This window comes from Acidovorax sp. LjRoot129 (assembly GCF_964253765.1).
In the GTDB taxonomy this organism is placed as follows: Bacteria; Pseudomonadota; Gammaproteobacteria; order Burkholderiales; family Burkholderiaceae_C; genus Acidovorax.
Window position 1 is genome coordinate 1 of record NZ_CAXUSE020000001.1, and the last position, 24,126, is coordinate 24,126.

Genomic DNA, 24,126 nt, shown 5'->3' on the forward strand with positions numbered 1-24,126 from the left:
CTGTGGCAAGCCTGCGCAGAGCAACTGGCGCAAGACCTGCCCGAGCAGCAGTTCAACACCTGGATCAAGCCCCTCATCGCCCAGGTGGCCGAGGATTTCTCCAAGGTCACCTTGCTCGTGGGCAACCGTTTCAAGCTCGACTGGATCCGCGCCCAATACGCCGGCCGCATCGCCGCCTTGCTCGAAGGGCTTTACGGCCAGCCAGTCACGCTGGAGTTAGCGCTCGCTCAGCGGGAATCCGTTGCCCGCACTTATGTTCGGCCCGCGCAGTCCGAGCAATCCAACACGCCAGCGCCAGCCGAATCACCCGCTGCCAGCAGCGACGACCCCGCGGCAGGCGCCTTCCGCAATCGGCTCAATGCCGCCCTGACCTTTGAGACGCTGGTGGAGGGCACTGCCAACCGCATGGCGCGCTCGGCGGCCATGCACGTGGCGGGCATGCCGGGCCACCTGTACAACCCGCTTTTCATCTACGGCGGCGTCGGCTTGGGCAAGACCCACCTGGTGCACGCGGTGGGCAACCGCCTGCTGCAGGACAAGCCCGACGCCAAAGTTCTCTACATCCACGCAGAGCAGTTCGTGTCGGATGTGGTTAAGGCGTACCAGCGCCGCACCTTCGACGAGTTCAAGGAGCGCTACCACTCGCTCGATCTGCTGCTCATTGACGACGTGCAGTTTTTCGCCAACAAGGACCGCACGCAGGAAGAATTCTTCAACGCGTTCGAGGCCCTGCTGGCCAAGAAGTCGCACATCGTGATGACTTCAGACACGTATCCGAAAGGCCTGGCCAACATCCACGAGCGGCTGGTGTCGCGTTTCGATTCGGGTCTGACGGTGGCCATCGAGCCGCCCGAGCTGGAAATGCGCGTGGCCATCCTGATCAACAAGGCCCGCGTCGAAGGCACCGAGATGCCCGAGGAGGTCGCCTTTTTCGTCGCCAAGAACGTGCGCTCCAACGTGCGCGAACTGGAAGGCGCACTGCGCAAGATCCTGGCCTACTCGCGCTTCAACCAAAAGGAAATCTCCATCCAGCTGGCCCGCGAGGCGCTGCGCGACCTGCTGTCGATACAGAACCGGCAGATCTCTGTGGAAAACATCCAGAAGACGGTGGCCGACTACTACAAGATCAAGGTCGCCGACATGTACAGCAAGAAGCGCCCGGCCAGCATTGCCCGCCCGCGCCAGATTGCGATGTACCTGGCCAAGGAGCTGACGCAAAAAAGCCTGCCGGAGATCGGCGAGCTGTTTGGCGGACGCGACCACACCACCGTGCTGCACGCCGTGCGCAAGATCTCTGGCGAGCGCCAGCAACTCACTGAGTTGAACCAGCAGCTGCACGTGCTGGAGCAGACGCTCAAGGGATGACATGGGACACCCCCTGAGTCGCCTTCGGCGCCGTCTCCCGTCAGGGGGACGACGCCCTCGCTGCGGGGCGGCCCTGGTTCGGCGTCCCTCGCTGGGGCACCGCCAGTATCCAAGGCTGTGGCGGGGCCCGGCCGTAACGGCAGCCGAAAAGTGCGCTTGCCACGGCAATGCCCTGGTAAGCGGGCAAAATGACGGATTGGGCAGCAGGGGGGGCACCACCCGTGCCGCTGCCAACGCACCGGTTTAGAAAATCCACAAGAGGTTGAAGACATGATCGTCCTGAAGGCAACACAAGACAAGGTTCTCGCGGTACTGCAGTCCGTGGCTGGCATCGTCGAGCGCCGCCACACGCTGCCCATCCTGGCCAATGTGCTGATCCGCAAGACGGGCAATGCCCTGCAGCTCACGACCAGCGACCTCGAAATCCAGATCCGCACCACGGCCGAGCTGGGGGGCGACACCGGCGACTTCACCACCACGGTGGGCGCGCGCAAGCTGATCGACATCCTGCGCACCATGCCGTCGGACCAGACTGTGAGCCTGGAGTCGCAGCAGTCCAAACTCATCCTCAAGGGCGGCAAGAGCCGCTTCACCCTGCAAAGCCTGCCGGCCGAAGACTTCCCGCTGGTGCAGGAATCCGCCGCGTTCGGCCCCGCGTTCAGCGTGCCACAGAAGGTGCTCAAGGACCTGCTGTCCCAGGTGTCCTTCGCGATGGCCGTGCAGGACATCCGCTATTACCTCAACGGCATCCTCTTCGTGGCCGAGGGCAAGCAGTTGTCCCTGGTGGCCACCGACGGCCACCGCCTGGCGTTTGCCAGCGCCACGCTCGACGTCGAAGTGCCCAAGCAGGAAGTCATCCTGCCGCGCAAGACCGTGATCGAACTGCAGCGCCTGCTGTCCGACGCCGGCGGCGAGAACCAGCCCCACATCGAGATGCAGTTCGCCAACAACCAAGCGAAGTTCACCTTCGGCGGCATGGAGTTCGTCACCAAGCTGGTCGAGGGCAAGTTCCCCGACTACAACCGCGTGATCCCCAAGAACCACAAGAACAGCATCACCCTGGGCCGCGCGCCGCTGCTGGCCAGCCTGCAGCGCACCGCCATCATGACCAGCGACAAGTTCAAAGGCGTGCGCCTGAACCTGGAGCCCGGCACCCTGCGCGTGGCGTCCAACAACGCAGAGCAGGAAGAGGCCGTGGACGAGCTCGACATCGACTACGGTGGCGACACCATCGAGATCGGCTTCAACGTGACCTACCTCATCGACGCCCTGGCCAACATGGGCCAGGACATGGTGAAGGTGGAGCTCTCGGACGGCAACAGCTCTGCGCTGATGACCATCCCCGACAACGAAAGCTTCAAGTACGTCGTCATGCCGATGCGCATCTGAGGCGGTCACGTCCCGTCTGCTGCATCGCATTGCCCTGAGCACGATTGCTACCATATTGATAGCTGCTAGCGCTTATCAAATAAGCGCTAGAGCCCAATTTGACCCATATTGACACATTGGAAACCCCGGTTTCCACGGATCCCAAGGCCCACCATGACCGTTGACAACAACATCCCTTCCGAGCCCGAAGACACCGGCGTCTCCGGCCATGTTGAGCCCACCCTCGCCAAGATCGACACCAACCAGGCAGGGGCCAGCGAAAGCTACGGCGAAGGCGCCATCACCATCCTGGAAGGCCTGGAGGCCGTGCGCAAGCGCCCCGGCATGTACATCGGCGACACGTCCGACGGCACCGGCCTGCACCACCTGGTGTTCGAGGTAGTCGACAACTCCATCGACGAGGCTCTGGCCGGCCACTGCGACGACATTGTGGTGACGATCCACAGCGACAACTCCATCAGCGTCACGGACAACGGCCGCGGCATCCCCACCGGCGTGAAGATGGACGACAAGCACGAGCCCAAGCGCTCGGCGGCCGAGATCGCGCTGACCGAACTGCACGCGGGCGGCAAGTTCAACCAGAACAGCTACAAGGTCTCCGGCGGCCTGCACGGCGTGGGCGTGAGCTGCGTGAACGCGCTGTCCAAAATGCTGCGCCTGACCGTGCGCCGCGAAGGCAAGGTCCATGTGCTGGAGTTCAGCAAGGGCTTTGTGCAGAACCGCATTGTCGAAACCGTGAACGGCGTCGAAGTCTCGCCCATGCAGGTGCTGGATGACACCGACAAGCGCGGCACTGAAGTGCACTTCTTGCCCGACACCGAGATCTTCAAAGAAAACAACGACTTCCACTACGAGATCCTGGCCAAGCGCCTGCGCGAACTCTCGTTCTTGAACAACGGCGTGCGCATTCGCCTGAAGGACGAGCGCAGCGGCAAGGAAGACGACTTCTCGGGCGCCGGTGGCGTGCGCGGCTTTGTCGAATTCATCAACAAGGGCAAGACCGTTCTGCACCCGACCTCGTTCTACGCAGCCGGCGAACGCCCCGCCGAAACGTATGGCGGCATCCCCGGCACGCACATCGGCGTGGAAGTGGCTATGCAGTGGAACAGCGCGTACAGCGAGCAAGTGCTCTGCTTTACCAACAACATTCCCCAGCGTGACGGCGGCACCCACCTGACCGGCCTGCGCGCCGCGATGACCCGCGTCATCAACAAGTACATCGAAGAAAACGAGTTCGCCAAAAAGGCCAAGGTCGAAGTCACCGGCGACGACATGCGCGAAGGCCTGTGCTGCGTGCTGAGCGTGAAGGTGCCCGAGCCCAAGTTCAGCAGCCAGACCAAGGACAAGCTGGTGTCGAGCGAAGTGCGCGCCCCCGTGGAAGACATCGTGGGCAAGCTGCTGACCGACTACCTGCAGGAGCGCCCGGCCGACGCCAAGATCATCTGCGGCAAGATCGTGGAGGCCGCTCGCGCCCGCGAAGCCGCCCGCAAGGCCCGCGAAATGACCCGCCGCAAGGGCGTGCTCGACGGCATGGGCCTGCCCGGCAAGCTGGCCGACTGCCAGGAAAAAGACCCCGCCCTGTGCGAGATCTACATCGTCGAGGGTGACTCCGCCGGTGGCTCTGCCAAGCAGGGCCGCGACCGCAAGTTCCAGGCGATTCTGCCCCTGCGCGGCAAGATCCTGAACGTGGAAAAAGCCCGCTACGAAAAGCTGCTGACCAGCAACGAAATTTTGACGCTGATCACCGCTTTGGGCACCGGCATCGGCAAGGCCGGCGGCACCACCGGTGGCGATGATTTCGACGTGGCCAAGCTGCGCTACCACCGCATCATCATCATGACCGACGCCGACGTTGACGGCGCCCACATCCGCACCCTGCTGCTCACCTTCTTCTACCGCCAGATGCCCGAGCTGGTGGAACGCGGCCACATCTACATTGCCCAGCCACCGCTGTACAAGGTGAAGGCCGGCAAGGAAGAGCTGTACCTGAAGGACGGCCCCGCACTCGACGGCTTCTTGTTGCGCATCGCGCTGAACCACGCCAGCGTGAGCACCGGCGGCGCCAACCCGCAAGTGCTGGCCGGCGAAACTTTGGCCGAACTGGCGCGCAAGCACCAGGTCGCTGAAAGCGTGATCCACCGCCTGTCCAACTTCATGGACGCCGAAGCCCTGCGCGCCGTGGCCGACGGCGTGAGCCTGAAGCTCGACACCGTGGCCGACGCCGAAGCCAGCGCCGTGAACCTGCAGATCAAGCTGCGCGAGCTGAACACCACCGGCACCCCTGCCGAAGTGGCCGGCGAATTCGACGTGCGCACCGACAAGCCCATCCTGCGCATCAGCCGCCGCCACCACGGCAACGTCAAGAGCAGCGTCATCACGCAAGACTTTGTGCACGGCGCCGACTACGCCGCCCTGGCCGAAGCCGCCGAAACCTTCCGCGGCCTGCTGGGCGAGGGCGCCAAGGCCCTGCGCGGCGAAGGCGAGAAGCAAAAGGAAGAAAAGGTCGGCGACTTCCGCCAGGCCATGAAGTGGCTCATCACCGAAGCCGAACGCACCACCAGCCGCCAGCGCTACAAGGGCCTGGGCGAAATGAACCCCGAGCAGCTGTGGGAAACCACCATGGATCCCAACGTGCGCCGCCTGCTGCGTGTGCAGATCGACGATGCGATCGAGGCGGACCGCGTGTTCACCATGCTGATGGGCGATGAGGTGGAGCCGCGGCGGGATTTCATTGAGACGAATGCGCTGCGGGCGGGGAATATCGACGTTTGATTTTTTGTCGAAGTGATGGGCCCCACAGCCTTTTCACAGCACCCTGCGCGGCGCGGCCGTAGCTGCGTCTCCACTGTTCGGCGTGCCCGTCGATTCGATCAGAAGAATATGCGCCTCTGCACTCGCGCGCGGACGGTGCTCCACACCCTTGGGCACTACGAATAGCTGACCAGGGTGCAGGGTGACCATGGCACCACCTGGCAGATCAATCTCTACGGAGCCTCTCAGTACCAGAAAAAAGTCGTCGGTATCGGGATGGCTGTGCCACTGGTACTCACCCTGAATCTTGGCGACCATGATGTCGTGGCCGTTGAATTCGGCCACGGTGCGCGGGGCCCAGTGGTCAGCGAACTGGGTGAGCTTTTGGGCCAGGTCCACGGGGTGGGCTGCGGTCGTAGTGGGGGTGTTGACGGTATCGGACATGGTGGTTGGGTCGGGGTAGGTTTGCAGGGTCGTGCCAGTGGGGGGCGTCTGCAGTGTCGCCACCGGGCACAGGGCGGTCTTGTACATTTGTTGCATGCACGCCGGGAACGACGATTCCGCCGCACCTTCCTCCTCCGCCTCTTCTTCTTCATCGCGCACGCCGCCACGCAGTGCCGGCAGCAGCCAGCGCGACTGGGCGGAGATGCGGCCGCTGGCCTCCGGGGGCATCACGCTGCTCAACGCGCATTTCACGGAGCACCGGTTCGAACGGCACAGCCACGAGACGTATTCCATCGGCGTCACGCGCTCGGGGGTGCAGACCTTTGCGTGCCGTGGTGCGCGCCACGCCAGCCTCGCAGGCGATGTGATCCTGTTCAACCCCGATGAGCCGCACGATGGCAGCCGAGGCACAGATGTGGGGTTTGGCTATTCGATCCTGTATGTGGATGCCGCGCTGGTGCACGCCCTGGTGGCGGACCGGGCGGCTTTTGGTGCGGGCGGTGCCAGCCATGCGGCGCGGTACTTCAAGGCGCCCGTGGTGCGCGATCCGCAGGGCGCCCTTTTGCTGCAGCAGGCAGTGGCTGCGGTGGCCGAGCGGCAGGAGTCGCTGCATGGGGAGGAGCTCACCAGCAGGGCTCTGGTGACGCTGCTGGGCCGCCATGGCGAGACGCGCACACGCTGGGCAGGCAACTGCCTGGATGCGGGCCGCCAGCGCATGGCCCTGGTGCGCGAGTACCTGGACGCGCACTTTGCCGATGATGTGACGGTGCAGGCCCTGGCCACACAGGCCGGCCTGTCGCGTGCGCACCTGACCCGCGCCTTCACGGCCACCTATGGCATGGCGCCACATGCCTACCTGAACATGGTGCGCATTCGCCAGGCCCAGGCGGCCCTGCGTCGGGGCAATGCGGTGGCCGACGTGGCGGCGGCTTGCGGTTTTGCCGACCAGAGCCACATGACGCGGCGCTTCAAGGGGCAGGTGGGCATGGCCCCGGCACGTTGGCTTGCCAACATGCGCGATTGCTGAAAAGCGTTTTTTTAACGCGGGTCGCCGCAAGCCGACGACGGCCTGATCGGGACCTCAGCAAAACGGGTGAGCCCCCCATCACTGGCGTCTGAGCGTCTGCTGCTTTCTGCACCGGCGCTCCAGCGTGCCCTCTTCACTCCCATCCTCCAGCCCCGCATACACACCACACGGCCAGACAAGGCCGCCGTACTGCTCCATGTACCAATACGGTGGCTCGGGGGCGCAAATTTCCATGTGTGTCACCCGCCAGACGGCGCCGGATTTGTGCAAGACCACCCAGAGCATTTTGTCCAGCTCAGTGTGGCAACCATCGGACAGGCTCCAGTCCATACCCTTGCCTGAGGCGGCCACGATGCTTCCCACCAGCACCGCCCAGTTGCGGTCCACGTTGAGCCGGTCTACCTTGATCCGCACGGGCTGGCCGGCCAGGGTTGCCGCTTTCGGCCGCACCACGTCCAGCAGGTCTTTGCGGGCGAGCGGGCTCAGTTCCGTGGCCCCCAGGCCTAGGCAGGTGGCAATGAGCGCCAAAAGTAGTACGAGTTGCTTGTGCATGACGGTCCTTTTAGCAGGCGGGGCTGCCGCGCACGGGCTACAAGGTGGAGATTGCTACCATCCACCTCCCATGCGATCCCCTATCTCTATCGTCGACGTCGACCGCCTCGACACCTGGACCCGCTACCGCGCGGGCCTGTGCGATACCTGCGCGGCCAACTGCTGCACGATGCCTCTGGAGGTGCAGCTTTCGGACTTGGTGCGGCTTGAGCTGGTGGACCCGTTCGAGGCCGAGCATGAAGAGCTGCGGCACATTGCCAAGCGGCTGCAGAAGGCACGGTTGATCGACCACTTTAACCACAAGAACGCAATCTTCACGATGGCCCGGCGCGCCAGCGGAGACTGCAACTTCCTCGACCCGAAGACGCGACTGTGCACGGTGTATGACAAGCGGCCTGAGACGTGCCGGCTGCACCCGCAAAAGAAGAGCCCCAAGCCGGGGTACTGCGCCTATGGGGCGCGGCGCGGGATTTAAAGCGCAAGGCCAGGCAGGCAGCCCTCCGACCTGACCTGGCAGCGGGTAGGCCGATGGCTGCAACTACGCGAGCAAGGCAGGCAGCCCCGCGGGTTACACCGTTTCGCGCTGCACAAACCCCGGCAAAGTTTCCGACGGCGCCGTCACGATGCGCGCCTCCACGACATCCACCCGAGCGTGGGGCGGACCTTGGTGCGCCCACTCAATGAGGGATTGCACGGCGTCCTGGGGCCCGGTGGCCAGGGCCTCGACACTGCCATCGCGGCAGTTGCGCACCCAGCCTTGCACGCCGCGTTGCTGTGCGGCTTGCACCATAGACCAGCGGTAGCCCACGCCTTGCACATGGCCGCGGATGATGAGGTGCTGAGTGATGACCGCGGGGGTGTTGCTGCTGTGGGGCATGGCCGCACTGTATCGCTAGCCCCAAGGATTTCTGCCCGTTTGCTTGCCATGCAGCGCTCGACCACTCGAATACGACCCGCTAAGCTGTGGCGCAGCAGGGGCCTCTACCGCGCCGTTGTATTCGGCCCCTGCACGCCCCACCACTGCATGACTGCTCACCGCAAGGCGCTGCCCTCCATCGACACCGCCCGCTGCACCGGCTGCGGCTGGTGTGTGGCGGTCTGCGCGCCGCATGTGCTGTCGCTGCAGGTGCAAGGTGATGCCGCCTGGGGCCCCAAGCGATCTCGGCTGGATGATGCGGCGCGTTGCACGGGGTGCGCACTGTGCGCCGTGCGCTGCCCGTTCGACGCGATCCAAATGGTGCGGGCGGGCGTACCGCCTGGCTTGCAGGGCAGCTTGCAGTCGGTAAAGGACGAAGCGGCCTTGTCCCACACCCGAGGCGATGTGCCTGTGATGTGATTTCTGGCCCGGGTTTTGCCCGGCCGTTCACCATTACCACCACTGCATGCACCATGCACAAGGAGTCACGCCATGTCTGAAAAGAAAGCCAGCGTCCACTGGGAGGGCGCCGGCAAGGCCGGCCAGGGCCAGGTCAGCACCGAGACCGGCGCGCTGAACAAATACCCCTACGGCTTTGCCAGCCGCTTTGGCGATGACCGTAAAGGTACCAACCCCGAAGAGATCGTGGGTGCGGCGCATGCGGCCTGCTTCACCATGGCGTTCTCGTTTGCCGCGGACAAGGCAGGCATCGCCACCGAAACCGTGGACACCACGGCCAGCGTGCGCTTGTCCAAGGATGGCGACGGTTTTGTGATCGACCGCATTGCGCTCACGCTGACGGCCAAGGTGCCGGGGCTGGACGATGCGGCGTTTCAAAAGCTTGCGGCCGACGCCAAGGCCAACTGCCCGCTGTCCAAGGCGCTGGCCGCCGTGCCAGAGATCACGCTGACCGCAACGCTGGTGCAGTAGCCGAGTTGTTGCGGTACCACTTTTGTCATGCCGAACTCTCGGTCAGCCAGGGACTCTGCATTGCTATGTACTGAGCACAGGATCGATGCGGTCCGCGCGACCCGGGAAAGGACGACAGCCCTTTTACCTCTTTGTTAATCGACCCTTTACCCGAAAAGGACGCAAAGTGCCTAGCTTCAATTTACGGACTGTCCGTAAGTAGTTGCAACTGAATGCTAGAGTATGTGGGCAGGGTCTCCCTGCCTGCGCGGGGAGCGCAGTACCACCCGACAAAGAGACGAGACGCTAATGCTTTTTTTCGCGAAACACCTGCGTGTATTCACCCTGTTCATCGGCATGTTGGCTTTGGTTGGCTGTGCCCAAGTACCGATGGCTACGCCAGAAGAGGATGCCAAAGCCAAACAGTTCACGCCTACAGCGGAAACGGCTTCGCTATACATCTATCGGGATGAGATTTTTGGTGCAGCGGTTCCGTTGGCCGTGACTGTGAACAATCAGCACCTGGGCCAGTCAGGCCCCAAAAGCTACTTTCACCTAAACGTCGCACCTGGCAAGTACAACATCGAATCCGTGGCCGAAAACACTGCTGCACTCACCGTCGCTGTAGAGGCAGCCAAAAACTACTTTGTGTGGCAAGAGGTAAAGATGGGTCTGTTCATGGCACGCACCCACCTCACCCAAATGGACGAAACTGGGGGTCGCACGGGCGTATTGGCTTCTAAACTGCTCGCAGTCAAAGTACCTGGCACCGCCATTGCACCAATCGGTGGCGCGCCAGCGATGCCATTGCGAACAGTAGCGCCCACGCAGATGACCTCCCCTGCGACGCCTGCAGTGTCTACCGTAGCGCCTCCGTCAGTCGCTGTTCCGTCGCCTGCGGCCAAGCAAGGATCTACTTCGGCGGCCGTAGTGGTGGCCCCCCCTGCTCAGCCCGCACCAAACAAGAAGGAGTCACGCTTGGAGTGGCTGAAAAAAATGCATGATGCCAAGCTCATTTCGACCAGCGAGTACGAGGTAAAACGTCAGCAAGTGCTCAGCGCACCTTAGCGATTTCTCCGGCGGGCAATTGCGCTAGTCAGGGGGGGCCCGCGAGGGCCCTTTTTTATGTCAGATGATCGCCGGCGCGTCTTTTTTCGTTCCTCTCTATCGCGCCCGGACCGCTGCAGCCAATGCAGCAAATGCCTGCCGGTCCACCGCGTGCGTGAAGGCCGTGTTGGGCACCGGGTGTGTGGATAGCTTGACCACCACCAGCTCTGCCGCCGGGTTGATATGGATGTGCTGGCCCATCAGTCCCTTGGCTTCCAAAGTGCCGTCGGCATCATGCGGCACCCACCACTGGTTGTGGTACGAGTAGCCCGCGCGCATGGCGGTTCCGGGGGCCTTGCTGAACTGGGCGGGGTCCGCGCCCTTGCGCAGCTCGGCGATGGTGGCGGGCGCGATGATCTGCTGGCCATTGAAGCGGCCATTGGCGCGCAACATCTCGCCCAGACGTCCCAGGTCGCGCAGCGTGGCGTTTACGCCCACGCTGGTGGACTGTCCACCGTTGGCGTCCGCAAACACATAGGCATCCTCCTGCGCGCCCAGGCGCGACCAGAGGCGTTCGGACAGCAGCGTGGCGTAGCTCTTGCCCGTCACGCGCTGCAGCAGCCAGCCCAGCACTTCCGTGTCCACCGACTTGTACGCGAACGCGGTGCCGTGCTCGCCTTCTTTCTTCAGCGTGGGCAAGAACTCGGCCATGCTTTTGGGCGCGCTGCTGCCGGGCGGCGCGGGCTGCAGGCCTGCGGCGGCCAGATACTGGAAGACGCCGGACGCGGGGTCGGCAAAGTTCTCGGCGTACTGCACGCCGGTGGTCATGTCCAGCGCCTGCTGCACCGTGGCGTCGGCCCAGGCGCTGGTGGCCAGCTCGGGCAGGTAACGCGGAATCAGCGCTTTGGGGTCGATCACGCCTTCCTGGATGAGTTCGGTGGCCAGCAGGCCGGTGAGCGACTTGCTCATGGACCACAGCACGTGGGGCTGGTGCGGCTGCATGCCGGTATGGTGCCGCTCGTACACCACCTTGCCGCGGTGCAGCACCAGCAGGCCGTCGGTGTACGTGGACTTTTGCCAGTCGGCCAACGTCGTGGTACCGCCCTTGCCGTCGGGCACCGGCAGCGCGTCGTCGAGTGCGCGGGCCCCTGCGGGCAATGCGCTGGAACTGCCCGCACCGCGCCACACGGCCGCCGTGGGGCCCAGCTCGCGCAGATGTTGCGCGCCCCAACGGACGTTGGGGTATTTGAGGATGTTGGCCAGGCGCACCACCTTGTCGGGCGGTGGGGGAAAGCCCTGCATCAGCTGCAGCGTGGCGGGGTGGGTGGCGTCGGGCGGTGGCAGTTGCGGTGCCTGGGCATGGCTGGCAGCGGCCATGCAGAGGGCGGCAGCGGCCGCGGCGAGCGTGACCAGGGCAAATTGAAGGCGGGGGTACGGCATGGTGCAAAAGTCCTGCAAGGGTGAGTAGGGAAACGATGGAGAAAATTGGGGAAACGATTGATCAGCAGGCCTACCCCCGCGCCGTCAGCAACGCGCGGATCGCGGCTTCGGTGCGCTCGTATTCGCCTTCGCCGAAGTGCTTGTAGCGAATGCGCCCCTGCGCATCGATGAGGTAGGCGGCGGGCCAGTACTGGTTGCTGTAGGCCTTCCAGGTGCCGTAGCGGTTGTCCTGCGCCACAGGGTGTTTCACGCCGTGGCGGCGCATCGCCACCTCGACGTTGCTGGTGGTGCGCTCGAACGGAAACTCCGGCGTGTGCACGCCCACCACGGTGAGTCCCTGGGGCGTGTACAGCTCGGCCCAGCGGTTGACGTGGGGCAGGGTGCGGATGCAGTTGATGCAGGCATACGTCCAGAAGTCCACCAACACCACGCGGCCGCGCAGCTGGGCCAGGCTCAGCGGCTCGGAGTTGAGCCAGCGCTCGATGCCCGTGAACTCGGGTGCGGCGCCAAAGTCGGGCAGCGTGGCCGCCTGGATGGCGGGCCCTGCTGCGTGGGTGAGGGCGGGCGCTGCCACGGCGGCAGCCACAGAGGCTGCAGACGCCAGGAATGTGCGGCGCGGAAACGAGATGGGTGAAGAAGGGCGCGATGTCATGGTGAAACTCCTTGCTGCGGGCCGCTTACAGCCCGCCAGAAATCGAGGGATAGAACTGCGACAGCCAGGCGGTGACCTGGCCATCGATCTGGAACAACATGGCCAGCGCGACGGCGATGACCACCACGCCAAAGGCCTGCTGCACGCGGTGCGCATGGCGCGAGATGCGACGCACATGGCTGGCCGCCGCCTGGCCGCCGTAGGCAATGGCCAGCATGGGCAGCGCGGCGCCGGTGGAATACGCGAGCAGCAGCACCGCAGTGCTGACCCCGGGCGGCTCGGTGGCGATGAGCGTGAGGATGGAGGCCAGCACCGGCCCGGCGCACGGCGTCCACACCGCGCCCAGGCTCAGGCCCAGCAGCAGTCCGCCCCAGTTGCCCGCCGATGAGCCCAGCCCCAAGCTGGCCACGCGGTTGAGCACGCCACCCGCGTGTTGGCTCAGCCACTGGAATGGCTTGGGCCACACCGTGAGCACGCCAAACACCAGCAGCATCACGGCGGCGAACCGGCGCAAGCCCTCGGGCGAGACCCCCAGCACCTGCGTAAAGCTGCTGAACAGCAGCGCCACGGCCGCAAACGACAGCGCAAAGCCCAGCGCGATGAACAGGGGGCGCGTGCGCTGCGCGGGGCCGCCCGCCACCGACGCGCCCAGCACCACCGGCAGCATGGGCAGCACGCAGGGAGCGCCCACGGTCAGCATGCCGGCGGCCACGGCCAGCCAGGGCGACGTGGCGGCCATGGTCATGGCGCACCCCCGTGCTCTGCGGCTGGGCGGCGCCATACCTGCGTCTTGCCAAACAGCGGGATGCCCACGTAGCCGCGCACCAGCAACTGGTCGGGCTCGGCGGGCGTGAGCTTGGCGCGGTAGGTCTTGGCGTTTTCGCGGTTGTAGATCTCGCCCTGGTAGACACCGTCGCCGCTCTCGCGCAGGCCCGACAACATCGTCATGCCCAGGGCGGGCCGAGCATCGGCCGCGGCCATGTCGGTGCCCGGTGCACTCATCGACCGGTTGGCCAGCACCCGCACCACCTTGCCGCAGAGGCTACTGATGTTGGGAGCAGTGCGGCTGCCGCCACCAACGTTCGTGCTGGCGGCGGTGTTGGCATCCGCCGTCGGGGCACAGGGTGCGATGTCCACCTCCAGGTTGCCGCTTTCGGTGATCCACCGGCCCAGGGGCGCCTTGGGGGGAGGTGCAGGGGCCGCCTGCGCAGCGGGAGCGCCGGGTTGCGCGCTGGCGGTATGCGCCAGGGCCAAGCCCAGCGCAGCAGCGGCTAGGGCAACGGATGGTTTCATGGCAAGTCCTCGTTGATTTCAGGAAGACTCATTGAAACCAGCGCACGTATCGGCGGTTTGTCGTGGAGAGGCCTTTTGGTATGCGCGCATGTCTGCGGCACCCGCAGACAAGTTCAGATACATGCGGGCCTGCAGCGGCTTCACCGCGCGGCGCCAAAGCCTGGACAATCAGCGTCCATGACGACCACGCCCCCGCCCGACCACATTCTGATCGTCGATGACGACGCCGGCATCCGCGAGCTGGCGGCCGAGTACCTGCAACGCCAGGGCCTGCAGGTCAGCGTGGCGGCCGATGGGCGGCAGATGCGCGAGGTGCTGGCCACGCAGCGCATCGACCTCTTGGTGCTGGACCTGATGCTGCCCGGCACCGACGGCATTGCCCTGTGCCGCGAGCTGCGCAGCCCCGGCGCGCCGCCGCTGCCCATCATCATGCTCACCGCGCGCAGCGACGAGGCGGACCGCATCCTCGGCCTGGAGCTGGGCGCAGACGACTACCTGACCAAGCCCTTTGCCGCGCGCGAGCTGCTGGCGCGCATCCACGCCGTGCTGCGGCGCACGCGCATGCTGCCGCCCAACCTGGCGGCGGCCGAGCCCGCGCGCCACCTCGCGTTCGGCGACTGGCGGCTGGATACCACGGCGCGCCACCTGCTCGATGACACGGGCGCGGTGGTGGCGCTGTCGGGCGCCGAATACCGGCTGCTGCGCGTGCTGCTGGACCACCCGCAGCGTATCCTCACGCGCGACCAGCTGCTGCAGCTCACGCAGGGGCGCGATGCCGACGTGTTCGACCGCTCCATCGACCTGCTGGTCAGCCGCGTGCGCCAGCGTCTGGGGGACGGGGCGCGCGGCTCGCGCTATATCAAGACGGTGCGCAACGAAGGCTATGTGTTCTGCGCCGACGTGTTGCCCACGTCCAGCAAGGCCGCTGCATGACGCTGCGCTGGTGGCCCCGCTCGCTGTTCGGGCGCATCCTGCTGGTGCTGGCGCTGGGCCTGGCGCTCGCGCATGTGCTGACGTTTGTGCTGGCCATCACTGAGCGCGGCATGACCATGCGGCGATCGATGGTGTCTTACTTTGCAAGCGACGTGGCCAGTTCCGTAGCCATGCTGGACCGCCTGTCCGCCGCAGAGCGCGCGCAGTGGGTGGACCGGCTGGCCCGCCGCAACTACCGCTTTGCGCTGACCGCGCCGCTGGATGCACCTGAAGCCACGTCCGACCTGGCCCGCCAGATCGCGGGCGCCGTGGGCGCCACGCTGCCGCCCGGCCAGACGGTGCGCGTCATTGACCCCCAGGTGCCCGGCACCGAGCTGCGCCTGCAGCTGCAGTTGAGCGACGGCACGCCCCTGGCCGTGGACATGGACGAGCCCCGGCTGCAGGTGTCGCCCTGGGTGCTGGGTGCGCTGGCGCTGCAGCTGGCGCTGCTGGTGGGCCTGTGCGCCTGGGCCGTGCGCGCGGCCACGCGGCCTTTGCGCACACTGGCCGATGCAGCCGATGCGCTGGGTGCCGACCGCGACGCCAAACCCCTGGCCGAAGACGGCCCGCGTGAGGTGCGGCGCGCCGCCCAGGCTTTCAACCGCATGCAGCAGCGCATTCAAACGCACCTGCAAGAGCGTATGCAGATCCTGGCCGCCGTCTCGCACGACCTGCAGACGCCTATCACCCGCCTGCGCCTGCGCGCCGACCTGCTGGACGACACCGTGTTGCAGGGCAAGCTGCATGCGGACCTGGCCGAGATGCAGTCGTTGGTGGAAGAAGGCTTGGCCTACGCGCGCTCATCGCAGGCGGCGCAGGAGCCCCTGCAGCGCGTGGACCTGCGCGCGCTGCTGCAGAGCATTGCGTTCGACTACGCCGATGCGGGCCTGCCCGTGTTGCTGCTGCACGCAGCCCCGGGCACCTGCGACACGCGCCCGCAGGCGCTGCGCCGGCTGGTGTGCAACCTGGTGGACAACGCGCTCAAGTTTGCGGGCGCGGCCGAGCTGAGCCTGCTCACCGTCAGCGACGGCGGGTGGTTGCTGCGCGTGCTGGACCGCGGCCCCGGCATCCCCGCAGCCGACTTGGCCGCCGTGCTGCAGCCCTACGTGCGGCTGGAGGATTCGCGCAACCGCGGCACCGGCGGCACGGGGCTGGGCTTGGCGATTGCAAGCGAGCTGGCGAAGGCGCTGGGCGGCCGGCTGGTGCTGGGGCCGCGCGAGGAAGGCCAGGGGCTGGAGGCGCGGGTCGAGCTGCCGGGCTCCCCACAAGCCCCTGCGTAGGTCGAACGCGCTGTGTGGGCATCTGCCGCCTTGCGCAGGCTGCCGCACAGCCCCATTGCCCCGTTCACCCACGGGCTTCATGGCGTTGTCGCGGCCCGGGCAGCGCTGCTAAAGTGGCCATCCCGTGGACTGACAGACAGGGAACGCCGTGGAAACCACCGCAAGCAGCAGCAACAGCGCCAGCAGCATCAACAGCCGCAGTGAAAGCGACCGCAGCAGCAGTCGCCACCAGCACATCCGCATCGGCATCGGCGGCTGGACCTTCGAGCCCTGGCGCGACAACTTCTACCCCGCGGGCTTGGTGCACAGCAAAGAGTTGCAGTACGCCAGCCGCCAGCTCAGCGCCATCGAGGTCAACGGCACCTACTACAGCACCTTCAAGCCGCCCACATTTGCCAAGTGGCACGGCGAGACGCCCGACGGTTTCATGTTCTCGCTCAAGGCCAACCGCTTTGCAACCAACCGCCGCGTGCTGGCGGAGGCGGGCGACTCGATCAAGCGGTTTGTCGAGAGCGGCATCTCCGAGCTCAAGGACAAGCTCGGCCCCATCGTCTGGCAGTTCATGCCCAGCAAGCAGTTCGAGCCCGCGGACTTCGAGGCCTTCCTCGCGCTGCTGCCCAAACAGGTCGATGGCCGCAGCCTGCGCCATGTGCTCGACGTGCGGCACGAGAGCTTTGCCGTGCCCGCCTTCGTTGAACTCGCGCGCCGGTATGGATGCGTGCCGGTGCACACCGACTCCGAAAAATTCCCGGCCATTGCCGATGCCGAGGCCGACTTCGCCTACCTGCGGTTGATGCGCAGCCAGGCCGATGTGCCCACGGGCTACACCCCTGAGGCGATTGCGCAGTGGGCGGATGGAGTGCGCGCCTGGACCAGTGGAGATCGGCCCCGTGATGTGTTTGTGTACTTCATCAACGGCGCGAAGGAGCGGGCCCCGGCGGGTGCGATGGAGCTGATGGCACAGCTGGGGATGCGGGTGCCGGAACGTGCCGGTGGCGAAGACTTCGGCCTGTTCTGACTGCGCTCCCACGCCGTGGGACCGGCGTGTATTGGACCGGTATGAGAGCGCGAGACACGGGAAAACTCAGTCAAAATTCCCTCTAGCGCTTAATCCACCTATGTCAATAGCTATTAATTTTATAGCTGACTCTCACTTTCGGCGGCTCCGCGGTCGACCCACCGTCCTCGGCCCTTGCGGCGTGTGGGCGCAACACGCACCTTCGTGCAGGCTTGACGCCACCCCAAACCCCTCAGGTACACTTCGCCCCTTCATGTCGTACACCTCCATCCCTTTCACTGCACGCGCCACGGCCTTCCAAGGCATGTGCATGATGCTGTCCGCATTCACGCGGGCTATGGGTGCACGAATGATTACCACCATTACCCCCGCGGCCACCTGAGCACGCGCAGGTGGCCGTTTCGGCAGCCACCTGGTGATCGCTCTCTCTTCTCCTCCAAGACGAATTGACTGAAACCCAGCTCTGGCAGCTGGGTTTTTTTGTTTGTTCGTTTGATTGTTTTTCAGTCGTTTGGAGAAGCCCATGTTCCGCGATCCCGTCCCGTCCCTAGAAGCCCCATCGTTCCAGCCCAGTGCTGCGGCCATGCGCCCCCTGCGCGTGGGCATGATCGGCATTGGCACCGTGGGCGCGGGCACCTTCCGCGTGCTGGCGCGCAACCAGGCGCTGATCGCGGGCCGCGCGGGCCGGGGCATCGAGGTGGTGGTGGTCGCAGCGCGCAACCTGGCCCGCGCCGTGAGCGTGGTGGGCAAGGACGTGGCGCTGACCAACGACCCGATGCAGGTCGCCACGCACCCCGACGTGGATGTAGTGGTGGAGGCCGCAGGCGGCACCGGCCCCGCGCGCGACTGGGTGCTGGCCGCCATCCGGGCGGGCAAGCATGTGGTCACGGCTAACAAGGCGCTGCTGGCCGAGCACGGCAACGAGATCTTTGCCGCCGCGCGCCAGCACGGCGTGGCCGTGGCCTACGAAGGCGCCGTGGCCGTGAGCATCCCCATCGTGAAGGCGCTGCGCGAGGGCCTCACGGCCAACCGCATCGAATGGGTGGCGGGCATCATCAACGGCACCACCAACTTCATCCTGAGCAAGATGCGCGATGAGGGCGTGGGCTTTGCCGAGGCGCTGGCCCAAGCGCAGGCGCTGGGCTACGCGGAGGCGGACCCGACCTTCGACATCGAAGGCATCGACGCGGCGCACAAGATCACGCTGCTGGCGGCCAACGCATTCGGCATGCCGCTGCGCTTTGCCGATGCGCAGGTGGAGGGCATCACCGCGCTGCAGGGCCTGGACGTGGCCTGCGCGGAGCAGCTGGGTTATCGCATCAAGCTGCTGGGCGTGGCCCGCCGCCGCGATGGCGATGCTGTCAACGGCGATGGCGCGTGCGGTGTGGAGCTGCGCGTGCAGCCCGCGCTGGTGCCCGCCACGCACCTGCTGGCGCATGTCAACGGCTCGATGAACGGCATCCTGGTCAAGGGCGACGCTGCAGGCGTGACGATGTACTACGGCGCGGGCGCGGGGTCCGAGCAAACCGCATCGGCCGTGATTGCCGACCTGGTGGACGTGGCGCGGCTCGAAGGCACCCACGCGGCGCAGCGCGTGCCGCACCTGGGCTTTCATGCCAACGCCGTCAGCAACGACCTGCGCGTGCTGCCGCGCGCCGCCGTGCGCACGCGCCACTACCTGCGCGTACCGGTGCATGCGGCCCAGCAGATCGAAGCGGTAGGCGCGTGGCTGGCAGCGCAGCAGTTGCCGGTGTTGCGTGTGGAGCTGGCGGCCGAGCGGCTGCTGCCCGGCGATGGGGTGCTGCCGGGCGCCAGCGGCCCGCAGGTGCTGGTGCTGACGGACCTGGCCGACCAGGCGACCTTGGACCTGGCGCTGCACGCGCTGGCCGCGCACCCCGCCGTGGCGGGGCCGGTGGTGTCGCTGCGGGTGGAGATGCTGGAGGGCTGAGGCTGAGGCTGAGGCTGAGGCTGAGGCTGGAGGGCGGATGCACTGATGCGCGACGTGCGTGGCGACGCGCGCTGTATCGCCACCCGCTCAGCACTCGCCCCCACCGTTCACGCTGAGCCTGTCGACGCGCGGCGCATGGCTTCGACAGGCTCAGCCCGAACGGCAGGGATGGGTTGGAGCGATTTCATGGCCAAAACAGGCGCCAGCGCTTGTCTATCAACCGCTTTAAGCTATAAATACGATAGCAAATGGCGTTCAAGCGCTCGGCCCGTGCTCCACCAACGCCGCCATGGCCAGCGCTTGGGGCGTGCCTTCCGCCGTCAGCCCCTGCACCACGCCCGCGCGGTCCACATCGCTGCGGTTCTGGTTGACCTTCCAGACGCCCTCCCAGCGCTCGACGGCAAGCTCCACGCCCACGATGGCGCCCAGCAATTTCTGCAAATAGTCCGCAGGCGCATCGTCCACGTGCCAGGGGTGCGGGCGGTGCGCCTCGTGCGCTTCGGTCAGGGTGTGCAGGATGGCGCGCAGGCGCTCAGGGTCGCCGTCCACCGCGCTGAGCGTGCCGTGCGCATGCACCGTGGCGTAGTTCCAGGTGGGCACTTGTTTGCCGTCGATGGCCTTGGACGGGTACCACGACGGCGACACGTACGCCTGCGGGCCGTGGAACACGGCCACCGCCTTTTGCGGCAGCAGCGGCCACACGCCGTTGCCCCGCCCCACGTGGCCCACCAGGGTGCCGTGCGGGCCGCGGGTGGGGTCCAGATACAGCGGCACATGGTTCACGTGCAGCGTGCCCTCGTGCGTGACAACCAGGGTGGCCAGGGGTTCGGCATGCATCAGCGCTTGCAGGATGGCCGGGTCGGTCACCTGGAACTGGCGGTTGGCAATCGTCATGTCAGCCCCCTTCCACTGCAGCTTCGATTTGCAGCACCGGCGCGCAGTCGATCTGCGTCTTGACCGAGTTGGCCAGAAAACACGCCTCGTGGGCGCGGTGGTGCAGGTCGGCCAGCACCTCGCTGCTGGGCGCGTGCGCGGCATCAAAACGCGTGACAGGCCGCAGCTGCACGTGCGAGACGACGAGCCGGCCCTGTTCATCCTTGGCCATGGTTCCCACGGCGGCATCGGTGTAGCTGTTCACGCGCCAGCCAGCGCGGCAGGTCAGGTCGAGGAACCACAGCATGTGGCAGCTGGACAGCGCGGCCACGTAGGCTTCTTCAGGGTCCACGGCGGCCGCATCGGAGTAGGGCTGTGGCACCACGTGGGGCGATGACGACCCGGCCACCACGGCGCCGCCATCGAACTGCCACGTGTGCGCGCGGTGGTAGCGCTTGTCCAGAAAGTCGTCGCTGCCACGGGACCAGGAGATGATGGCGGTGTGCTCGGCCATGGGGGGGGTTCCTTCGAAGGACCGGGCCTTCGGCGGCCCGTGTGTTTCTAAAATGGTTCTTCAGTTTATGGCGGCATTGCCACAACCAGGGGGCCAATTCATGCCAGTTGCCAGAGCCAATCCGAAGACCACTGCTGCCACTGCGGTGGCTGCTCCCAGCGCCCGCCTGGGCCTGCTGCGCCAGCAGGTGTACGAGCAGCTGCGCAGCGCCATCGAACAGGGCCGGCTGCCGGCGGGCACGCGCCTGCCCCCATCGCGCGAGCATGCGGCCAGCCTGGGCGTGTCGCGCAACACCGTGCTGTGGGCCGTGCAGCGCCTGCAGGCCGAGGGGTATGTGGAAGCGCATGTGGGTGATGGCACGTATGTGTCGCAGGCCGCGGGTGTGGCGCCTGCGCAGGGGCTGGTGGCGCCGCCGCGCGGGCTGTCGCGGCGCGGGCAGCTCATTGCCGAGACGGCGGCGCGCTGGCGGCCGCCGCATGTGGCGGCGCGGGCGTTCCGCATTGGCGCGCCTGAGGTGGACACTTTTCCGTTCGCCTTGTGGGATCGCCTCGCGCGCCAGGCCAGCCCCGCCCAACGCAGCGCCCGCGCGCAGTACCTGGACCCTGCGGGCGACCCGGCGTTGCGCCAGGCGATTGCGCTGTGGCTGTGGGCTTCGCGCGGCATCCGATGCGATGCCGCGCAGGTGGTGGTGTGCTCGGGCTCGCAGCAGGGCATCGACCTGATCGCGCGGCTGCTGCTGGACGCGGGCGACGAGGTGCTGGTGGAAGACCCGGGCTACCCGGGTATCCGCGCCAGCCTGCTGGGCCACGGCGTGTTGGCGCGGCCCGTGGCGCTGGATGCGCAGGGCCTGCGCATCGACGAGGGCGCCACCCAATGGCCTGGCGCGCGCATGGCGGTGGTCACGCCCACGCACCAGTTCCCTACCGGCGTGTGCATGGGCCTGGCGCGGCGGCAGGCGCTGCTGCAATGGGCACGCACGCACGACGCCTGGGTGGTGGAGGACGATTACGACGGCGAATTCCAGTATGGCAATGCGGCGCAGCGCGTGCCCGCGCTGTGCAGCCTGCCGGGGTCCGAGCGCGTGCTGTACGTGGGCACGTTCTCCAAGACGCTGCACCCCGGCCTGCGCCTGGGCTTTGTGGTGGTGCCGCCCGCGCTGGTCGAGGCCTTTGCCATGGCCCGCGCCATCACCGACCGGCATGCGCCCGGCGACACCCAGGCTGTGCTCGCGCGCTTCATCGCCGAAGGGCACTTGCTGCGCCACCTGCGGCAGATGCGCGAGCTGTACCTGCAGCGCCAGCAGATCCTGATCGACGCGCTAGTGGAGGCGAGCGGCGGGGCGCTGCAGCTTGCACCCAGCGACCGCGGCATGCATTTGTTGTGCGAGGACGCGCCCGGCAGCGACGACGAAACCCTGAGCCGTCGGGCACTTACCGCGGGGGTGATGCTCGCGCCGCTTTCGCGCTACGCCATGGAGTCACCACGACGCGGCTGGCTGTTCGGGTACGCGGGTTACAGCAAGCCGGAGATCGTGGCGGCTGCGCGGGTGGTGGGCCTATTCGCTTCCACCAGCCGCAGCAACTGGCGCTGACCAGGCCAGCGACCGCCGCGCAAGGGCCGCCAAGCCGCGGGTGCGGCGCTGCGCTGGCGTGCGCTGGCAGTGTCCCCCTTCCCGAATTGCGCAGCAATTCGAGATAAGGGGCTGAGGGCTGCGGCTACGAGCCTGCCTGCGCAGGCTTGGACATGCCCGAAGAGCCGCCGCCTCTGGCGGCCGCACCGAGGCGCCGAAGGCGACTCAGGGGGATGCCACCCTACCTCTTCCACCACTGCTTCGACAACGCCGGCTGGCGGATATCGAGCCGCTCGCCCATCACCGGCGCGACCAGTGGCACGCCGGCTTTTTCAGCCAGGGCGGTGATGCGGTCGAACGGGTCGGTCCACGCATGCAGCGCCAGGTCAAACGTGCCGTTGTGGATGGGCATGAGGTGGCGGCCTTTGACGTCCAGGTGGGCCTGCAGGCTTTCCTCAGGCTGCATGTGAACGTCGGGCCACTGGGCGTCGTAGGCGCCGGTTTCAATCATCGCCAGGTCGAACGGGCCAAAGCGCTCGCCGATGGCCTTGAAGCCGTCGAAGTAGCCCGTGTCGCCGCTGAAGAAGATGCGCGTCGCGTCCGCACCTTCGCCTGCCTGGATCATCCACGACGCCCACAGCGTGAGGTTGCCGTCCGACAACGTGCGGCCCGAGAAGTGTTGCGCGGGCGTGGCCACCAGCTTCACGCCGGCAATCGTGGTGCCCTGCCACCAGTCGAACTGCTGCACCTTGGCGGCAGGCACGCCCCAGGCGATAAGGCGGTCACCCACGCCCAGCGGCGTGACGAAGTGCGCGACCTTGGGGGCCAGCTGCAGGATGGCCGCGTGGTCCAGATGATCGTAGTGGTCGTGCGACAGCACCACGCCGGTGATGGGCGGCAGCTCGTCGATGGCAATGGGCGGCGCATGAAAGCGCTTGGGGCCCATGAAGGAAAACGGCGAGGCGCGTTCGGAGAACACCGGGTCGGTCAGCCAGAACTGGCCCTGCAGCTTGAGCAGCATGGTCGAGTGCCCCAGGCGCCACAGGCTCAGGTCGGGTGCCTTGAGCAAGTCGGCCTGCGTGAGCGGCAGCACTTGGGGCGGCTGGGCGGGCACCGCGTCGGCGGGCTTGTCGGTCATGAAGCGCCACATGATGGCCATGGTCTTGGCAAAACCCGGCGCCTCGCGCGGCGCGGCGTTGCGGAACTTGCCGCCCGCCTGCTGAGGCGACTGCTCGTACGTGTTTGCCGGCAGGGAAGTGCAGGAAAGGATGCTGTAGGCCATGGCAGTGACAACGGTGAGGATGAGGAGGATGCGCGAGGTGCGGCGGAGCATGGTGGATGCCTTTTTCCGAAAAGTGCACTGTACAGTGTAGTTCACTTTTCTAAAAAGTAAACTCCCCAGTGTAAAATTGAGCCTATGACCGAGCCCGCCACCGTGATCCCGACCACCCGCCTGACCGACCGCAAACGCGATGCCATCGTGCAGGCCGCCATCGCCGAGTTCCGCGAGCATGGGTTTGGCGGTACCAGCATGGACCGCGTGGCTGCCGCGGCCGAAGTCTCCAAACGCACCGTGTACAACCACTTCCCCAGCAAGGACGAGCTCTTCGGCGCGATCCTGGAGCGGCTGTGGGAATGCAGCCAGGCGCAGGCCGAGGTGGCGTACGACACACAGCAGCCGCTGCGCGCACAACTGCTGGCGGTGCTGGAGCAAAAGATGGAGCTGCTCAACGACGCGAGTTTTATCGACCTCTCGCGCGTGGCGATGGCCGAGATGATGCACACGCCCGAGCGCGCCCGGGCCATGGTGGCGCGGCTGTCCGAAAAGGAAGAGGGCCTGCCGCGCTGGATTCGCGCGGCGCAGCAGGACGGCGCCCTGCGCAGCGGCGTAGACCCACAGTACGCCGCCCACCAGCTGCACGGCATGGTCAAGGCCTTTGCCTTTTGGCCCCAGCTGGCCATGGGCCGCGCGCCGCTCACGGCGGCAGAGCAGCAGCAGGTGCTGTCGGATGCGGTGGATATGTTTTTGGGCTTTTATGCATCCTGACTGAGTACTGTCAACGCCATCGACAAGACGATTTGATTCAGCTTTGACAGCGTCACTTTCCCAATCGAGGCAGTTTCCTGCAAGAAAGGGGCATGTGGTGCAGTGGAAAACCTGCGCAG

The 24,126-nt window shown here is 66.2% G+C and carries 24 protein-coding genes; 14 read left to right on the forward strand and 10 right to left on the reverse strand.

Features of this window, described 5'->3' with window-relative positions:
- The 3 genes from dnaA to gyrB all read left to right on the forward strand — a co-directional run.
- Positions 1-1,365, forward strand: a 1,365-nt coding sequence (gene dnaA, locus ACSQ3Q_RS00005; RefSeq protein ID WP_436132390.1) for a chromosomal replication initiator protein DnaA, incomplete at its 5' end; no start/stop codon positions are given.
- A 270-nt stretch (positions 1,366-1,635) separates the two neighbouring features.
- The gene (gene dnaN, locus ACSQ3Q_RS00010) at positions 1,636-2,754 is read left to right on the forward strand and encodes a DNA polymerase III subunit beta (protein WP_056171502.1); all 1,119 of its coding nucleotides are present in this window, start codon (positions 1,636-1,638) and stop codon (positions 2,752-2,754) included.
- Positions 2,755-2,907: 153 nt separating this feature from the next.
- Positions 2,908-5,526, forward strand: a complete 2,619-nt coding sequence (gene gyrB, locus ACSQ3Q_RS00015) for a DNA topoisomerase (ATP-hydrolyzing) subunit B (protein WP_436132391.1) — start codon at positions 2,908-2,910, stop codon at positions 5,524-5,526.
- 33 nt (positions 5,527-5,559) lie between these two features.
- Here the strand turns inward: gyrB and ACSQ3Q_RS00020 are convergent, their stop codons facing one another.
- Entirely contained in the window at positions 5,560-6,036 is a 477-nt protein-coding gene (locus ACSQ3Q_RS00020; RefSeq protein WP_436132392.1) for a cupin domain-containing protein, read from the reverse strand.
- A 7-nt stretch (positions 6,037-6,043) separates the two neighbouring features.
- Between ACSQ3Q_RS00020 and ACSQ3Q_RS00025 the strand changes: the two genes are divergently transcribed.
- Positions 6,044-6,976, forward strand: coding sequence for an AraC family transcriptional regulator (locus tag ACSQ3Q_RS00025; protein ID WP_436132393.1), 933 nt, complete (start codon positions 6,044-6,046; stop codon positions 6,974-6,976).
- Between the two features lie 78 nt (positions 6,977-7,054).
- Here ACSQ3Q_RS00025 and ACSQ3Q_RS00030 read toward each other — a convergent pair whose 3' ends face one another.
- A complete protein-coding gene (locus ACSQ3Q_RS00030; RefSeq protein WP_436132394.1) occupies positions 7,055-7,528 on the reverse strand; it encodes a hypothetical protein in 474 nt (157 codons plus the stop codon).
- A 70-nt stretch (positions 7,529-7,598) separates the two neighbouring features.
- Here ACSQ3Q_RS00030 and ACSQ3Q_RS00035 point away from each other — a divergent pair, with 70 nt between their 5' ends.
- On the forward strand, positions 7,599-8,003 hold the full coding sequence (locus ACSQ3Q_RS00035) for a YkgJ family cysteine cluster protein (protein WP_436132395.1): 405 nt from the start codon (positions 7,599-7,601) through the stop codon (positions 8,001-8,003).
- 93 nt (positions 8,004-8,096) lie between these two features.
- On the opposite strand, the gene ACSQ3Q_RS00040 is transcribed toward ACSQ3Q_RS00035, so the two are convergent.
- Positions 8,097-8,405, reverse strand: coding sequence for an acylphosphatase (locus ACSQ3Q_RS00040; RefSeq protein WP_436132396.1), 309 nt, complete (start codon positions 8,403-8,405; stop codon positions 8,097-8,099).
- Positions 8,406-8,552: 147 nt separating this feature from the next.
- On the opposite strand from ACSQ3Q_RS00040, the gene ACSQ3Q_RS00045 reads away from it, so the two are divergent.
- From ACSQ3Q_RS00045 to ACSQ3Q_RS00055, 3 genes are all read left to right on the forward strand, one after another.
- On the forward strand, positions 8,553-8,864 hold the full coding sequence (locus tag ACSQ3Q_RS00045) for an ATP-binding protein (protein WP_436132397.1): 312 nt from the start codon (positions 8,553-8,555) through the stop codon (positions 8,862-8,864).
- A 72-nt stretch (positions 8,865-8,936) separates the two neighbouring features.
- A complete protein-coding gene (locus ACSQ3Q_RS00050; protein ID WP_436132398.1) occupies positions 8,937-9,374 on the forward strand; it encodes an OsmC family protein in 438 nt (145 codons plus the stop codon).
- Between the two features lie 288 nt (positions 9,375-9,662).
- Positions 9,663-10,421 (forward strand): DUF2846 domain-containing protein, encoded by a 759-nt coding sequence (locus tag ACSQ3Q_RS00055; RefSeq protein ID WP_436132399.1) that lies wholly within the window; start codon positions 9,663-9,665, stop codon positions 10,419-10,421.
- Positions 10,422-10,517: 96 nt separating this feature from the next.
- On the opposite strand, the gene ACSQ3Q_RS00060 is transcribed toward ACSQ3Q_RS00055, so the two are convergent.
- From ACSQ3Q_RS00060 to ACSQ3Q_RS00075, 4 genes are all read right to left on the reverse strand, one after another.
- On the reverse strand, positions 10,518-11,840 hold the full coding sequence (locus tag ACSQ3Q_RS00060) for a serine hydrolase domain-containing protein (protein WP_436132400.1): 1,323 nt from the start codon (positions 11,838-11,840) through the stop codon (positions 10,518-10,520).
- A 70-nt stretch (positions 11,841-11,910) separates the two neighbouring features.
- Positions 11,911-12,492 (reverse strand): thioredoxin family protein, encoded by a 582-nt coding sequence (locus ACSQ3Q_RS00065; RefSeq protein ID WP_436132401.1) that lies wholly within the window; start codon positions 12,490-12,492, stop codon positions 11,911-11,913.
- Between the two features lie 25 nt (positions 12,493-12,517).
- The gene (locus ACSQ3Q_RS00070; RefSeq protein WP_436132402.1) at positions 12,518-13,237 is read right to left on the reverse strand and encodes a cytochrome c biogenesis CcdA family protein; all 720 of its coding nucleotides are present in this window, start codon (positions 13,235-13,237) and stop codon (positions 12,518-12,520) included.
- Entirely contained in the window at positions 13,234-13,785 is a 552-nt protein-coding gene (locus ACSQ3Q_RS00075; RefSeq protein ID WP_436132403.1) for a DUF2147 domain-containing protein, read from the reverse strand. Before ACSQ3Q_RS00075 ends, ACSQ3Q_RS00070 begins: the two co-directional genes overlap by 4 nt.
- Before the next feature lie 177 nt (positions 13,786-13,962).
- Here ACSQ3Q_RS00075 and ACSQ3Q_RS00080 point away from each other — a divergent pair, with 177 nt between their 5' ends.
- The 4 genes from ACSQ3Q_RS00080 to ACSQ3Q_RS00095 all read left to right on the forward strand — a co-directional run bounded on the left by ACSQ3Q_RS00080 (position 13,963) and on the right by ACSQ3Q_RS00095 (position 19,003).
- Positions 13,963-14,718: a response regulator gene (locus tag ACSQ3Q_RS00080; protein WP_436132404.1), complete on the forward strand. Its 756-nt coding sequence runs from the start codon at positions 13,963-13,965 to the stop codon at positions 14,716-14,718.
- Positions 14,715-16,037 carry an ATP-binding protein gene (locus tag ACSQ3Q_RS00085; RefSeq protein WP_436132405.1) on the forward strand — a complete coding sequence of 441 codons (1,323 nt, stop codon included), beginning with the start codon at positions 14,715-14,717 and terminating at the stop codon, positions 16,035-16,037. Before ACSQ3Q_RS00080 ends, ACSQ3Q_RS00085 begins: the two co-directional genes overlap by 4 nt.
- A 187-nt stretch (positions 16,038-16,224) precedes the next feature.
- Positions 16,225-17,055, forward strand: coding sequence for a DUF72 domain-containing protein (locus tag ACSQ3Q_RS00090; RefSeq protein WP_436136905.1), 831 nt, complete (start codon positions 16,225-16,227; stop codon positions 17,053-17,055).
- A 523-nt stretch (positions 17,056-17,578) separates the two neighbouring features.
- Positions 17,579-19,003, forward strand: a complete 1,425-nt coding sequence (locus tag ACSQ3Q_RS00095) for a homoserine dehydrogenase (protein ID WP_436132406.1) — start codon at positions 17,579-17,581, stop codon at positions 19,001-19,003.
- A gap of 255 nt (positions 19,004-19,258) precedes the next feature.
- Here ACSQ3Q_RS00095 and ACSQ3Q_RS00100 read toward each other — a convergent pair whose 3' ends face one another.
- Together ACSQ3Q_RS00100 and ACSQ3Q_RS00105 are read right to left on the reverse strand one after the other, a co-directional pair.
- Positions 19,259-19,897 carry an FMN-binding negative transcriptional regulator gene (locus tag ACSQ3Q_RS00100; protein WP_436132407.1) on the reverse strand — a complete coding sequence of 213 codons (639 nt, stop codon included), beginning with the start codon at positions 19,895-19,897 and terminating at the stop codon, positions 19,259-19,261.
- A 1-nt stretch (position 19,898) separates the two neighbouring features.
- The gene (locus ACSQ3Q_RS00105; RefSeq protein ID WP_436132408.1) at positions 19,899-20,390 is read right to left on the reverse strand and encodes an OsmC family protein; all 492 of its coding nucleotides are present in this window, start codon (positions 20,388-20,390) and stop codon (positions 19,899-19,901) included.
- A 100-nt stretch (positions 20,391-20,490) separates the two neighbouring features.
- Here ACSQ3Q_RS00105 and ACSQ3Q_RS00110 point away from each other — a divergent pair, with 100 nt between their 5' ends.
- The gene (locus tag ACSQ3Q_RS00110; RefSeq protein WP_436132409.1) at positions 20,491-21,981 is read left to right on the forward strand and encodes a PLP-dependent aminotransferase family protein; all 1,491 of its coding nucleotides are present in this window, start codon (positions 20,491-20,493) and stop codon (positions 21,979-21,981) included.
- Between the two features lie 220 nt (positions 21,982-22,201).
- Here ACSQ3Q_RS00110 and ACSQ3Q_RS00115 read toward each other — a convergent pair whose 3' ends face one another.
- Entirely contained in the window at positions 22,202-23,242 is a 1,041-nt protein-coding gene (locus ACSQ3Q_RS00115; RefSeq protein WP_436136906.1) for an MBL fold metallo-hydrolase, read from the reverse strand.
- Positions 23,243-23,377: 135 nt separating this feature from the next.
- On the opposite strand from ACSQ3Q_RS00115, the gene ACSQ3Q_RS00120 reads away from it, so the two are divergent.
- The gene (locus ACSQ3Q_RS00120) at positions 23,378-24,007 is read left to right on the forward strand and encodes a TetR/AcrR family transcriptional regulator (RefSeq protein ID WP_436132410.1); all 630 of its coding nucleotides are present in this window, start codon (positions 23,378-23,380) and stop codon (positions 24,005-24,007) included.
- The last annotated feature ends 119 nt before the right edge of the window (positions 24,008-24,126 follow it).